At 34.7% G+C, this 14,308-nt stretch carries 13 protein-coding genes and 4 pseudogenes; 3 read left to right on the top strand and 14 right to left on the bottom strand.

What is annotated here, in order from left to right:
- The first annotated feature begins 87 nt into the window (after positions 1 to 87).
- On the top strand, positions 88 to 324 hold the full coding sequence (locus ABWU45_RS07310; RefSeq protein WP_353278356.1) for a hypothetical protein: 237 nt from the start codon (positions 88 to 90) through the stop codon (positions 322 to 324).
- A 300-nt stretch (positions 325 to 624) separates the two neighbouring features.
- On the opposite strand, the gene ltrA is transcribed toward ABWU45_RS07310, so the two are convergent.
- Entirely contained in the window at positions 625 to 1,869 is a 1,245-nt protein-coding gene (gene ltrA / locus ABWU45_RS07305) for a group II intron reverse transcriptase/maturase (RefSeq protein WP_007302363.1), read from the bottom strand.
- A 52-nt stretch (positions 1,870 to 1,921) separates the two neighbouring features.
- Entirely contained in the window at positions 1,922 to 2,062 is a 141-nt protein-coding gene (locus ABWU45_RS07300; RefSeq protein WP_019078704.1) for a hypothetical protein, read from the bottom strand.
- Positions 2,063 to 2,441: 379 nt separating this feature from the next.
- Between ABWU45_RS07300 and ABWU45_RS07295 the strand changes: the two genes are divergently transcribed.
- Positions 2,442 to 3,719 carry an IS4 family transposase gene (locus ABWU45_RS07295; protein WP_353277994.1) on the top strand — a complete coding sequence of 426 codons (1,278 nt, stop codon included), beginning with the start codon at positions 2,442 to 2,444 and terminating at the stop codon, positions 3,717 to 3,719.
- A 178-nt stretch (positions 3,720 to 3,897) separates the two neighbouring features.
- Positions 3,898 to 4,722 (top strand): annotated as a pseudogene (locus tag ABWU45_RS07290) (IS4 family transposase); the annotation flags it as partial.
- Positions 4,723 to 4,867: 145 nt separating this feature from the next.
- Here ABWU45_RS07290 and ABWU45_RS07285 read toward each other — a convergent pair.
- The 12 genes and pseudogenes from ABWU45_RS07285 to ABWU45_RS07230 all read right to left on the bottom strand — a co-directional run bounded on the left by ABWU45_RS07285 (position 4,868) and on the right by ABWU45_RS07230 (position 14,299).
- Positions 4,868 to 5,401, bottom strand: coding sequence for an ankyrin repeat domain-containing protein (locus ABWU45_RS07285; RefSeq protein ID WP_155968672.1), 534 nt, complete (start codon positions 5,399 to 5,401; stop codon positions 4,868 to 4,870).
- Between the two features lie 52 nt (positions 5,402 to 5,453).
- A pseudogene (locus tag ABWU45_RS07280) lies at positions 5,454 to 6,397 on the bottom strand (phage tail protein).
- Positions 6,398 to 6,607: a tail protein X gene (locus tag ABWU45_RS07275; RefSeq protein WP_015589019.1), complete on the bottom strand. Its 210-nt coding sequence runs from the start codon at positions 6,605 to 6,607 to the stop codon at positions 6,398 to 6,400. It lies immediately after the preceding pseudogene.
- Positions 6,604 to 6,966 (bottom strand): annotated as a pseudogene (locus tag ABWU45_RS07270) (phage tail protein). The gene ABWU45_RS07275 and the pseudogene ABWU45_RS07270 overlap by 4 nt, the downstream one beginning before the upstream one ends.
- Before the next feature lie 224 nt (positions 6,967 to 7,190).
- Positions 7,191 to 8,113: pseudogene (locus ABWU45_RS07265) on the bottom strand (IS110 family transposase).
- Between the two features lie 230 nt (positions 8,114 to 8,343).
- Entirely contained in the window at positions 8,344 to 10,608 is a 2,265-nt protein-coding gene (locus ABWU45_RS07260) for a phage tail tape measure protein (protein WP_353278355.1), read from the bottom strand.
- Positions 10,590 to 10,721: a hypothetical protein gene (locus ABWU45_RS07255; protein ID WP_265040494.1), complete on the bottom strand. Its 132-nt coding sequence runs from the start codon at positions 10,719 to 10,721 to the stop codon at positions 10,590 to 10,592. Before ABWU45_RS07255 ends, ABWU45_RS07260 begins: the two co-directional genes overlap by 19 nt.
- A complete protein-coding gene (locus ABWU45_RS07250) occupies positions 10,718 to 10,975 on the bottom strand; it encodes a phage tail assembly protein (RefSeq protein WP_353278354.1) in 258 nt (85 codons plus the stop codon). Before ABWU45_RS07250 ends, ABWU45_RS07255 begins: the two co-directional genes overlap by 4 nt.
- A 121-nt stretch (positions 10,976 to 11,096) precedes the next feature.
- The gene (locus ABWU45_RS07245; RefSeq protein ID WP_265017161.1) at positions 11,097 to 11,960 is read right to left on the bottom strand and encodes an Rpn family recombination-promoting nuclease/putative transposase; all 864 of its coding nucleotides are present in this window, start codon (positions 11,958 to 11,960) and stop codon (positions 11,097 to 11,099) included.
- 95 nt (positions 11,961 to 12,055) lie between these two features.
- Positions 12,056 to 12,562 (bottom strand): phage major tail tube protein, encoded by a 507-nt coding sequence (locus ABWU45_RS07240; protein ID WP_353278353.1) that lies wholly within the window; start codon positions 12,560 to 12,562, stop codon positions 12,056 to 12,058.
- 20 nt (positions 12,563 to 12,582) lie between these two features.
- Positions 12,583 to 13,755 carry a phage tail sheath subtilisin-like domain-containing protein gene (locus ABWU45_RS07235; RefSeq protein WP_353278352.1) on the bottom strand — a complete coding sequence of 391 codons (1,173 nt, stop codon included), beginning with the start codon at positions 13,753 to 13,755 and terminating at the stop codon, positions 12,583 to 12,585.
- The gene (locus tag ABWU45_RS07230; RefSeq protein ID WP_353278351.1) at positions 13,748 to 14,299 is read right to left on the bottom strand and encodes a hypothetical protein; all 552 of its coding nucleotides are present in this window, start codon (positions 14,297 to 14,299) and stop codon (positions 13,748 to 13,750) included. Before ABWU45_RS07230 ends, ABWU45_RS07235 begins: the two co-directional genes overlap by 8 nt.
- Positions 14,300 to 14,308: the final 9 nt, after the last annotated feature.

Below are 14,308 nucleotides of genomic sequence, written 5' to 3'. Positions count from 1 at the left end.
GACAGAGTGGCTATGAGCAAACGAGAAAATTGCACGTAATGTTGAATATAAACAACAAAAAAGCCATAGCTGTAAAATACAGTAACGGTGTCTACTCTGATCACTTGTGATTTGCTAAAAGAAGTTGATTTTCAGCATGCCATAAAAGCACTATATGCAGATAGAGCATGTGATAGGCACAAGTTTTATAAGTTGTGTAACGAATATGATATAAAGACAAAAATTCCACCAATAAACAATGCGGCAGAACATCCAGAAATAGATTATATGTCTGACAGGAATGCTGCTATTAGGTTAAAAAATTATACGGTGAAGATGGCATGAAAGAATGGAAAAAGAAGTAAATTATGGGAAAAGATCTTATATAGAAGGATTTTTCTCAAGGTTGAAGCAAGTATTTGTTTAGGAATAAACCTGAGATAAATCGAGAAAAAGAACTAAATGCTATTTGCTTAATAAATTCACTGATATTGGTGTGGCTAAATTTGAGATAGTTACATGAATTTACCATAAATCACCATCTCATAAAGTGTGATGCAACAAGGAGAGTAGACCGGCGGAGCTTCCCCACCAGTCTCTCGCAGAACTGCACGGAAACCTCTCGACTTATACAGCTCCCATTATTTAGCCTTTTGATCCTAACCCAAGTGTCCAATGATAGAAAATACTTGGAGACCTCTTTCTCACTTTTCCTAGAAATTGCTTTGCTAGTCTTCCGTGATCACGAAGTTTCTTATATTTTGTCCTGACCCATCTTATGAGGTATCTCTCTATATTTCTGAGAGATGGATACATCTCTGATTTATAAAACCTGCCATAGTACTGAAACCAGCCTCTGACTATTGGATCTATTTTCTTCGATATTTCCTCTAGTGTGGTCCATGTAATCCGATGTATTCTCCATGACTTTATGGTTTTCTTGATCTTCTTCTTGGCTTTGTTACTAATTGCAGGTAGAAATGAGATGAAATAATTCCTCATCTTATTCTTTGCTACTCTAGGTCTAAAAGTATAACCTAGAAAATCAAAGCTTTGTTTAGGAAATTGTTCTTTTCTATCATCATCCTTACTGTACACAATCTGTGTCTTTTCAGGATGTAACTTCAATTTACACTTAGCCAATCTTTCTTCAATCATTACTTTCATAAATCCTGCCTGTCTTTTAGTTCTGCAGTGCACTATCGCATCATCTACATATCTTTCAAATGGTACTGTTGGATAATTTTGTTTCATCCACATATCAAACGCATGGTGCATAAATATGCTTGAAATGATTGGGCTTATTGAACCTCCTTGCGGAACTCCTTTATCCCTTGTTACCCTACTGCCATCTGCTTGCTGAATGGGGGCTTTCATCCACCTCTCAACATACAGTATGACCCATTTGCAGTCTGTGTGTTTCTTGATAGCCTGCAGTGCTAAATCGTGGTCCAGATTGTCGAAAAATCCAGATATATCAAGATCTACCGTCCAATCATTTTTCCAACATCTCTTCCGTGCTGTGTATACCGCATCCAGCGCAGACTTATTTGGTCTATAACCATATGAATCTTCGTGAAATTTCGGTTCTACTAACGGCTCAAGATACATTGTAGCTGCTGTTTGCGCTATTCTGTCGAATACTGAAGGCACACATAAAATTCTTTGCCCTCCTGTATCTTTTGGTATCGCAACAGCTTTTACCGGCTCTGGAAAATAACTTCCGGATGACATCCGATTCCATAATTTGTATAGATTATCCTTTAGATTTTCTTCAAACTTTGTTATCGAGACCTCATCTACACCTGCTGCACCTTTATTTTTCGATACTTGTTTATAAGCTCTCCAAATAAGTTGCTTCGGTATATCAAAAGACTTTGTTTTATTCATTAACTCCTCCCTTTCGGTTGATAAATAATTAAAACTAAATAACTTAGCCCCTTCACTCCATTTCCATTACAGAAACTTCTTCGCTACTACGAGCTAATCCGCCCCTGTTTTTCGCATCGGTACTCTCATCCTCAGAGATCAGCTCTTTGGACTTCTCCCTTTTCATCGAAACGACAGGTTCCCGTAGTTCCATGCAATAGCCTAAAATAGATTCACGCCACTTTTATGCCGGACGCCACCTACCCAGTAAACAAGCTCCCAGTAGATTCATCCCAGGTTAACGACTACCCCCTGGTTTTGACGTCGTCTCTACGCTTTCGACACTTCATCAGTGGTTCACTTGCGTTCGTCTCTCTATTTCATACATGACACATAATTGTGCCTTTTCCATAACGCTCACTACCTTAGCTCTTTACCAAAGCAGCTTATGGCTGTTTGAAGCCTGCTCTTGCAAACCGGCTCCGAGGGGCCCACTGCCATTAAGTTAAGGAAAAGTGATGAACTGTATTATAAAATCAGGTAAGATTCACAAATTAAAAGAAGTAATGACATGAGTAAAAAAAAGAATAATCATGTTTATAAAAAATAAATTGATGAGTTTAAACTTTATAAACGCACACAGAGCATCCTCAAAAGACTTCTCACGAAAAAGAAAGCTGCCCTTCGTTAATGTATTTCTCCTGATTTTTAGAAAGAGTGTAAAGTCATTACAAGTGATGCTTAATGAGTTTGTTCTGCATACAAGAAAAGATTATACAATTACGGCAAGTGCATTTACTCAAGCAAGAAAGAAGCTAAAACATACTGCGTTTTCAGAGTTAAATGATGATATAGTTTCCCTATACTACCAAGATCAGGAATTTAAAACCCACCATGGCTTCAGAGTACTTGCATTTGATGCTTCAATACTGATTCTGCCAAAGAGCGACAAAATAATAGGTGAGTTTAGCTCAAGAGCAGTATGGAATGGAATCCAGAGATTTGAAGACTATACAAGTGCAACCTTTGAAGTTTGTTACGATGTGCTAAATAATATTGCAATAAAATCTGTGCTAAGTAGAGGTGACAGCTATGAGGTTGATTTAGCAATCGGTATGCTTGAATCCATAAAATCAGACGATTTGTTAATCTGTGATAGAGGATACGTATCTTATCGATTTCTTGCTGAGCTTACAGGAAGGAAAATCAATTATATAATTCGCTGTTCAAGTTCGTCTTTCAATGAAATAAACGCTATGTTTAAGCCGGAAAGCCCATCTAGTACGGTGGTAGTGTCTACCGCACCTATTAAAGTAGCAAGACAGCTACGAAAGCTAGGATTACCTGATGAGATGAAATTCAGGTTAGTCAAAATAATACTTTCTTCTGGCGAAGTTGAAGTGTTAGTAACATCTCTGTTAGATGAGAAACGTTTTACAGTTGAAGAGTTTGAGAGATTATATTACTTGCGCTGGGGAGTAGAAACATTTTTTTCTAGGCTGAAGGGAAGATTAAATTTAGAGAATTTCACAGGAAAAAGTATTGAAACTATCAAGCAGGATTTTTGGTCAACTATCTTCATCAGTAATCTAGAAAGTATCATGATAGAAGATGATGAAGAGACATTGAGCTCACAGAATAGTAAACTAAAAAAAAGCATCAATAAATCTGTCTCATTTAATGCGATTAAAAACTTAGCCTTTGATATTTTTTCTACAGAGTCAGACATAGACTGCATTATGGATCGACTATCACAGTTATTTTTGATGAACACTTTAGTGGTGAGAAAAGGGAGAAGAGTTGATCGTCATAAGATATCTGATATTCGTTCACTCAACTACCAGAAAAGAGCTAGAAAACATGTGTTTTAAATTCAAGATATCTTTTCAGTATCATTGCATTAGTACATTCTTTGCAAAATAACCTGCAATTATTACTTTTTTAAATAACTTGCACTTTTCAGACTCCCTTTTCTTAAAAATTCACCCTAGTATTTACCATAATTATCAATCACTTCAAATTTTTTGTCCAATCTTAACTTCTCTTTCCCTTAACTTAATGGCAGTGAGATCAGACCAGGGATATAGGAAACATTTAAGTAATATATTAAGCAATGATTTGCTAATATCTGATCTCGGTTATTTTGTGCCAAGTTCTTTTAAACAAATCAATGAAATAGGAGCTTATTTCATAAGTCGTTATAAATCCGATACCAACATATATGATGTAGAAACAAATCAAAAAATGGAGTTATTAGAATGTTTAGAGGATAAGTTATTTTTAGAAAACGAGGTATTGTTAGGAAAAGAAGCAAAAATTAGAGTAAGAATTATATGTCAGAAACTAACTGAAGAACAGTCTATGGCCAGAAGAAGGAAAGCTAATAGATTAGCAAGATCGCAGGGATATACATCCTCTAAAAGAAATCAAAAATTGTTGAACTGGTCAATATTTATAACTAATGTTCCAGAAAATAAAATTAGTGCTGAGCAAGTATTAACGATTTACAGAGTAAGGTGGCAAATTGAGTTATTATTTAAATTGTATAAAAGCCATATCAGGCTTGATAAGCTAAAAGGAAAGCCATGCAGAGTATTATGTGAACTATATGCTAAATTGTGCGCAATTCTTATATTTCACGGCATGGTTGGTTGCACAGAAGTGAAAAAGAATACAGAACTTAGCTTAACAAAGGCATTTATTGAGCTAAAAAGGCGGGTTAGAGAGTTATTTTTAGTATTAACCAAAATTAATAGTTTAAAAGCATTTCTTAAAAAACTCACTATAACTTGGTCGCGATTTTCATTAAAAGACAAACGTAGAAGGGCTAGAGTATCCACTTTAACCTCTCTAAATTTGCTCACAATCTCTTAACTTGACGCGTATGATGAATCCTACAGTCTGTAGAACTATTGTTATTATTACCGCTATTGGGATTTTTTGCTTTTTCATGTGAAAATATTAACTTGTTATGGATAGTTTTGGAAATTTATATGCAGATTATAGAAAACTTACAGCTTTAGTGATTACTTTTTGTTGATTCGTATCGGTCCTCTGCTTCTGCAAGTAGCTTAATGATTTCATCATAAGGTTTGTCCTTATTATGCCGTGATCTTAATACAGCAATTTTCCTTGGTGTTTTTCCATCTGTATCTCTAATGGTAGGGTCTGAACCTTTGTCTAATAAAAATCTAATTATCTCCAATTTGCCTTCATATGTAGCTGCATGTAAAGGTGTCCATCTTTCATATTTCGTAGCATTTATATCAACTCCTTTTTCTACTAGGAATTTTACAACCTCTGCACATCCCTCTTCTGCAGCATAATGTAGTGCTGTTAATTTAGGGATCTGCACATTAATATCTAATAGATTTTCTACTAAGAATTTTACAGTCTCTAAGTTACAATTTTGAGAAGCAATGCGTAATATCGTTTTATAATTATCTGCAGCCTTTGCCTTCATGTAGGAATAGGTAGCAATAATACATACTATTACTGTTATAAGCCACCAAAAATGCAGCTTGTTTTTTGTATCTTGACCCAATTTATCCATATTCAACATCTTTTTAATATTAAATAGATCATTTACTCATTTTTTATTAACATTACTTACTCAAAGATGCTGACAACATAGTAAGGTAACCTGAGCTATTTAAAGTATGCTCCGCTCTATTAACTATCCATTCACCATCTACCGCTTGGTTAAAGTCTATAAGATTAAGTTTAGCTTCTGCAAAAATTTGAGGATTACCAGGCATAGTTATATCTAAAGCTTCATTGTTACGCTTCAATTGTTTCAACTTGGCATTTGCTGCACTCAGCGCTGACTCTGCATTAGAGTAAAGTTCCAGCATAATATAACTTGGCTCGCTACTACCAACTGTTTCTTTAATAGTTTCGCCCTTTTCATAGCTATGCCACTTTGCCACTACTGAATTATACTTATCACGTACGGTAAAATGTACTTTCCAGTTAATTGTATCTTGAGGTCTAATAGTCGTTGTTCCTAAAGCTTTTCCTGTGGCTGATTTTGCCATATTCTTTGAAATAAACAATATATACCCACCAGCTAATTTTGCCATTGCTTCACGCTCTGTTGCGATCTTTGTTAACAGACTTATATCACTTTCATCTGCCTGATTAATGTGGGGTATCAATACATTCTTAAATTCCTTAGCGACTTTGTATCCATATCCATGTTTTTGGCTATTTCTTTTACTAAGTTTTCTATGGTAATTTGGCGCCATTCTTTTGATACTTTTGCCTTCAAAGATATTCTTAAATTTGTTGCATGAGCTTTGATTAGTAGAGTCTTAGGTGGACCCTGTATAGTCACTTCGTTGACTGTATATATACCCATTGGAAAGATTCCAAATTCCTTATAACCTAGTGCTATGTTCAATTCATTCGGAATATCTATGTCTTCATCCCTGTAATCAACACACACTTCAACTACATCATCTATTATTCCTGATTCATCTGTAAGGTGCAATGATATAACTCTACCTTTAATTGATTCACATTTATCTATTATAAAATCTGGCTGCATTTATTCCCAGACCTTTAATTTTGACTTTTGTACTATTTTCTTAATAGTAGGAAGCTTTATCCTTAATCCTGCAGGCAAAAAGCTTCCGTATTCTGCCAAACCTAAGTTCTCTGCTAGTACTAATTCCACTACTCCATCAGTAAATCCGTAATGTTTCCAGCAAATCAGATCTAACATCTCATTTTCTTTACTCACATAGTATACAGTCATCTATAGCTTTTTAAACTCAAACTAAATTCAACTTTTCTTGGTAGTCCATTAGGTAAAAAATACATCTGCTTTTCTTCTAACCTAGTAATTACGAATTGTCCTAAAATATTACCTAAACTATCTACTAAAATATGTGGTTTTTCAGCTTCTTTCACACTCTTTAATTGATTTAGCCCGTTGAGATTATGCAGATAAATCATTCCTTCTAAATCTATATTTTCTACACCTTGACCGATATTTTGTAATAGTGGCATATTTTCAATACACTCAATCGTGCTCTAACGATTTTCTCTGCTATACTTTAAACTTGTGGGAGCAAACTTATACGAACCAAGAGATACCGTCTTGTTAGTCAACATAAAAATTTCCTAAATTGCATCATAAAACCAAAAAAAATACTTCCAATTCACAATCTGTGTAGCAGTACACAGATTATAGTTAGTGTATATGTTGATAAGTAAATTTCTGCTGTTGTGTATATGTAAAATCAATTTACTTATCAACATACACACTAACCAGCAACATTAAATAAATTTGTGTAAGATACTATTTCACATAAGATGTGATGGAGCACTTTTTGACTTTAAACTTCAGCTAATCTTCTAGCCTTATAATTCTTGATATGATCTGGATCAAAAGCCTTCCTTGAACTTAAAACACCAAAAACTATATGGAGTAACTTGCGCATTGCAGCTCCTACAATGGCCATGTTATGCTTGCCTTTCTCTTTTAACCTCTTACAAAAAGTCATAATAATAGGATTATGCTTTATGTTATATTCCGTGGTATAGTTCCAGCATATGATGCCAATTGCCTGGCATTTATAAAAACTTTTATATCAGAAATTTCAGCTAAAATAGCTACTGCTGATTCCTTTCCTATGCCTGGAACAGTTAATAGTAGCTGAAAATCTTCCAACAATTCTTTGTGTTGTTTTAATAGTTCATGTATGGAGTTTTTTATTGTTTCTATTGATTGCTCTATGTTCACTGAAAGATTTTCCCAAACATTTACAACTTTTTCAGGCAGTCTCTCTTTCTTTTCTAAATGATTATTTACTAATGTTAATTCATTTTTTAACGCAGCTGAACAACGATAAAGATGTTTTAATTTTTTCTTTTCAGAAGAAGGTGGTGTCCAACGTGTAGGTTCCTGTCTTTGACAATAATCTGCTATAATCTCTGCATCGCTCTGATCATTCTTTTGTCGCACAAGCTTACTCCTTGCATAAGATTTTATGCAATAAGGATTTACTACACTAACAAAATATCCAGCATTGTGTAGAAATTCAGCCAAAGCTTCACTATAACAACCTGTAGCTTCCATACAGATTGTTACTTGCTCCACATTATATTTTTGTAAAAAATCAAGTAGACCTTGAAACCCAGAATCATCGTTTTTAAAATTCCTTTTCTTAGTTTCGCGTTTCCCTTTTTTACTTATGAAAGAAAGAAAAACATCAAAGCGATCTTTTGATATGTCTATACCTAAAAAGTTGTTGATCATTTATAACTCCATACGTTACCATTTAAAATGAAAAGTAAGGCTAACCTTGTGCATACAGAATTAGAACCATTTAGGTCTTTCTAAGATACCGTCCAACCTCTACTTTTGAGAAGGGAACTCTTTTCTCTTGGACAGATTTTATATCTAAGATAACATCCAGAGTTCTTCCCTTCTCCACCTAATGCTTAAGCTTAAAACATTAGATGCTTTTTTCAAGATACAAGATAGCATCAATAAAATGTCTCTACCGTATCAAATAAAACATCACGTGACTTTTCTCTTATCCTTTTTATTACTTCATCTGCAAGACTACGAACATCTTGGTTAGGTTCTGCTTTAATGCTGATAGTGTAATTATTAGTGATGTTCTGAGTTTTATTTTGTTCTTTATTTTCAAACTTACTCCTTGCAAATATCTTATCGCTCTCTGTCTCCTCAATAAGGCTTTTGACTCTGAAGCTATTTTTATTTCTCTTTGAAAATTCTTTAATTATACTGTTACCTAGCACAGGATTTCCACTGTTGAGAATATTACTCTTTATGGGAGTATGGACTGCTTTTATTTCAGTTTTTCTTTTTTCAAATTCTTTCAGTGGGCTATTTTCCAATACTTTTCCAAATACACTTTCCCCTATCCATGAAAAAGCTTTTCCTATAGGTTCAATGAGTGATTTCCACAAGCTAGAGAAAAAGTCTTTCACCTTTTGCCAGTTAGCTATAACAAGAGCTGCACCAGTAACAAGTCCAGCAACTAAAAGTCCTATAGGGTTAGCGAGTGTTATTGCTCTTAGTCCTGTTACTACTGCAGGAAAAACTGTAGCTGATAAAAATGAAAATACTCCAAGTAGGTTTGCTTTCAGACTAAAAATCGTACTTCCTAGCAATGTAAATCCGTATCCTAGTCCTACTGCTACAATTTTTAAACTTATCAAGGCTGCTACAGTACCCATGATCGCCGTGGTTAAAGTTGGATATTTTTCTGCAAACTCTGCTATATATCTAGTTTTTTCTTGTAAAAATTCAGCTATAGATTTTAAAGTAGGCAACATCACTGAGCCCAGTTTCATACCAACTTCAGCTATTGCATTTCGAAGAAGTCGTAATTTATTAGCTGTAGTGTCTGCACGATTTTTGAATTCTTCTTGTAGAGAGCTCTTGTACTTTTCTGTATTAGCCAATAACTTTATTGCATCCTCATACTTATTAAAACTTCCAGCTAATAATGCAATATCATCTTGATATTCCTGACCGAAAAGTTTCATAAGGATTGTAGAACGTTCCTGGTTATCCATTTTCTTTAGAGTTTGAAAAAAATAGAGTAATGCTTCTTCGCCGTTTTCGCTTATTCTTTGTACTATTTCTTCTGCAGTTATTCCCATTTGCTCTAATGCTGCTTTAAAATCCCCTCCTTGTTCTTCAGCAGTCTGAAGTTTACTAAGTAGAGCATTTATAGCAGTTGCAGCTTTTGCTGGTTGTTTACCTAAACTAACGAAGGCATTTACTAAACTACTTGTTTCCTTGATGTCAAGACCAAATTGTTTTGCAGTACCACCAACTATTGCTAGAGCTTCAACCATATCTTTTGCTTTGGCAGCAGTGTTATCTGATAAGTGATTGATTACATTACCAACGTATTCCATTTTACTAACATCAATTCCATAAACGTTAGAGAGTTTAGCTATAGAATCACCTGCTTGCTCTGCAGACATATCAAATGCTGTAGACATTTTTGCCACTGTTTCTGTAAACATAAAAAGATCTTCTTTCTTGATACCAAGTTGACCACCACTTGCAGCTATTTGTGCCAGTTCTGCGGCTGATAATGGTATAGTACGTGACATCTCTTTTAACTTCTTTGCAAATTTAGTTGCTTCATCCGTCCCTTTTTTAAAATCTACCACTTTTGTAACATCAGCCATAGCACTTTCAAAGTCAATTGCAACTTTAACTGGAGCTGCAAGCGTTAGCCCTAGCCCAATAGTCTCTATAATTTGTGACTTAAAATGTGCTTTGCTTGCTAAAAAACTTTGGTGACTACGTATTGCAGATCCAAGCTTACCATACTTACCTTTTAATACTTCAATAGAAGAGCCAAGTTTATGTTGGTCACTTACTAAGTACTTAATATTTCTTCCACTTTTCCTTACTTCTTCATTAAATGAATGCAAAGCATCTCTCTTTCTCAAATATGCTTCTTTTGCTTTTGTTACAGAAAACTTAGCTTTATCAAACTCAGCTTTTAAAGTTTTGCTTGGTTTCTCTATTGCTTTCATTTGTTTAGCTAAAGATTTTACCTGATCCTCAAAACCTTTCCATGACCTTCTGCTAGTTAAAACATCACTACCCAACTGCTTAAACTTTGATACTGATTTTAAAGATGAATCAAGCTTTCTTATATTCTCACCGAGACGGGTAAGTTGACTACTGCTTCCCTTTATTACAGTATTAAAACTGCCATCAAGTACTGCACCTATTTTTATCGATAATACTGACATTTGAACTCCCTAGCTAATTTGCTCCATGAAATAAACTCACTAATCTCCATATCAAGAATGTGCTCAACTCCACCACCTATGATAGAGCCAAGCACTAGTATTTCTAATCTCAAGTTTTTTGGACAATCGGTGAAAAAAAATCCTTTAATACTTCTTGCACTTTTACATAATCAGCAATATCCAACTCTTCAATTGCTTCTTTTGCAACTGATGTTAGATTGGCAGTCAAAGTTACTTCCTTACTCAGATCACTACCATTAAGGCGTTCTATTACCAAATAGTCTCTAACTTTTGGACGTCTAACAGTAAGTTCTGAGACAGAAATACCATCAACTGTTATTGGGTTATTAAGTGTTATAGCTTGCATGTTCCTCCTTAAAAAGTTAATTAAATAAAAGTCTATACCGGCTTTTACATAACTAATTTTTTTTATTACAGTTTTTATGTTTGATTGAAGAGATAACCTAATATACAAGTTGTAGTAGGGATTATTTCCTTTCCACTTGGATTAATTCTTGAACTTCATCGACAGAAAGACCTGTACACTTGACAATAGTGCTAATATCAACATTATTAGTCAACATCGCTTTTGCAACTTCAATCTTTCCTTCTTTTTTGGCATCATCAAGTTTTTGAGCAAGGACAGCCTGTTCATCACGAATACGCTTGGTCTCCTGTTCATATGCTATAAACTCTTTTTCTGACCAGTTAAACCTGTTTAGCTCTTCATACGCTTTTTTGATTATTACGTCACTTCCTGTTATTCTTTCCAATTCTTCTTCACTTGTTTCATCAGCGTACTTAAAAAAATACACCCACTTCTCAACTATATTTGAAAGCTGATCTTCTTTAGTTTTGGAAAATTTAGGCAGTTCAATAAATACAAAGTAAAAATCTTTTAGATCATGTTCATTAGTATCTTCATCCCGAATGGTGTGTTTTGATTTATACTCAGACTTATCCGGAAATAGTATACAGTCTGCTATAGCAATAAAGATAATTTCCTTAAGGTCATGGTATTGATCACCTTTATCTGCTTGTCTTGAATAGGCTTTAGCAGCGTAATATTGGGCACGTTTTTCAAAGCCTTTGGTTTTAGCAACCTGCATCTCAATTATCCATTGTACTCCTGTTGAATCTTTACATAGCACATCAACAATACTTTGCTTTTTAGCGGCAATTTCGGGATCTTGAATAGTACTTAAAAACTCTATATCCTGTATTGCATTTTTGCCAGTAAAGCTCAAAATATCATTGAGGAAGTGAATGAGGATGTCTTTATTCTTTTCTGTACCAAAGATACGGCGAAATGCTATATCATTTTTAGGGTCGAGAAATTTAGATAAAGCCATAGCACAAATGCTTAAAAAACATTAATAATTATACAGTATTATCAGTAATTTTTCAATAAAAAAGTGGTTATATGAAAAGGCATCCATCTATTCCATTAAATCCCTAAAATCGTTTGCAGCAAGGCCATTTGATCAACACCGTTAATCTTACGGATCATGTTCTCAGCATCGATTTCTATTAATTCATTACTACCGATAGTAAGTTTATAGTAATGAGCAGCTACAGTACACTTCAGCGTTGCTTTTTCAGCAGGTTTCCAGCTACCAAAATCAAATTCTCTGAATATGCCCCTAAGGTTGATTATTACTCCTTCAATATCGTTACTACCACTCCCTTGCATTCCACCTCTGAGTGTCAAAGCTACTGAATTTCCATTTATCAACCCAAATAGCCGAAAGAGTTCTGTATCGTATTCAGAAAAAGTGAAATCTGCTTCAAGCTTTTCCATGCCCATGTCAATATTTATTGGGATATCCATACCACCAGCACGATACTCCTCTGTTTTTATGGTAAGTTTTGGTAGCGTAATTTCATCTATTTTTCCTGCATAACCCCGACCATCTACGAATATATTAAAATTCTTTAAAATCTTTGGTAGCATCTTTTTTCCCCTTAATAAAATTACGATATTTCACTATTAACCAAACGTGAACGAAAAGTAATCTGTTCAGCCGGATACGGTGGTGTAAACTCAAAGTCAAAATACACTTTGCCATTTGCAATATTTGTTGGTGTATTGAGCTCTGGTGTTGCATAACATTTTCCGCTAATAATCGCTCCTTGTACTTTTAAATTGGCCAAATAAGAATTCACCCCCTCAATCACATCATCTATGTAAGTTTTGGTGATATTGCGATCAACTGCCCATAAATGAGCCCTAAGTAAACTATCATTGATTAAATCTGCAGTCCTTCTCACTGACAAAAAAGCCCATTTTGAGTCATTTGAACATGTTCTATTTCCCCAAAGCCTATAGCCATTTTGATGAATTATCGTTGTTACTTCATTTTCATTCAAGTGGTTTGCTCTACAATTTGTATTACCGAGCGTAAAATCAATAGGCCTGCTTGTTCCAACAATACCGTTTATTTCTTTATTTGAAGGTGAGTGCCAGAAGCCTTGCTCGCTGTCTATCTTAGCTATTAAACCAGCTACAAATGGACTCGATGGCAAGATTTTTTCTTTTCCTTCAATAAATAACTTAATCCATGGGTCAACTACGTAAACTCTTGAGCTGCCTACACTTTTTCTCCATTTTATTGCTTCTTCATCATTAGTATTTGGTCCATCTGCAACTATTATAGCTCTTAATTTTTCTGCTATAGAAATTAATGCACCAACCACTGCATCTTCTGGTAGTTGGTGAGTAAATTGAGGTGCAATTAATATTCTTGGAGCAACATGAACTATGCTTTCACTACTGAGGAATGCCTCTATCCCTTGATACTCTCCAGTCTCTTTATCAACACCGCCAATTATATTCTTCAGCGTTTCTTCTTCTTTTAATTTTGGATTGATGTTTTCACTTTCTTCAACTCTAATAACTACTACTGTTGCACCAATTTGGGAAAATATTCCGTTTACTGCTGAGAAAAGAGTTCCACTCCTTCCAAGTTTTGCTGCTTGTTTTAAACTTCCTGCTATTAATACTGGTTTATTTAGCGGAAATTTTTGCTCATCTGCTTCAGGTGCAGTACCGATTACACCTATCACTGATGATTTAGCTGTACGTACTGCCCTTGCTCCAGAGGTTACCTCTATAACATTTACTCCGTGCAAAAATTCTTCAGCCATTTCTTTGTATTTTTTTCCTAAAATCATCGAGCAAAGTCTTTAGCTCATTTTCACTCTTGGCTTCTTCAATCTTTCTCTTGGCTAAATCTTCAAGCTCTTCACATTTCATTATTTCTTTTACTGCTTTTTTCACTTTTTCTTCAATTATTCTTGCCATTTCAATAACCGTAATACCACGGACTTTTGCTAAAGGTTCTATAATTTCTTTATCCTTTTCATCTTGGTCTGCTAGAATGCTTTTTGCGGCTTTCGCTTGTATCGCATACGACTTAGACTTCTGGTGAGAATGTCCTGTGTATTGGTTAGTATAGTTATCATAATAAGCACGAAGATTAGAAAGTGCAGAAAATTTCGCATTTTGTAATAACTCCAATTCAATATCCTCTTGATTCCGCTGAGCAATTTCTCCTCCTTCTGTTAAACAATAGCTTTTTTGCCAATCAAAATTCTTTGGCGCTTCATACCAATCATTTCCTGTTGGCTTGTTTTCAAGTGTTGTTGTTTCAATCTGCTTGTGGTTTTCAAAACGTATATAAATAGTCACAAATTCCTC

Source organism: Wolbachia endosymbiont (group B) of Longitarsus flavicornis (assembly GCF_964028135.1).
Taxonomy (GTDB): Bacteria; Pseudomonadota; Alphaproteobacteria; order Rickettsiales; family Anaplasmataceae; genus Wolbachia.
The sequence above is the reverse complement of the archived record's forward strand: the minus strand, read 5'-3'. Positions and strand labels throughout refer to the sequence as shown.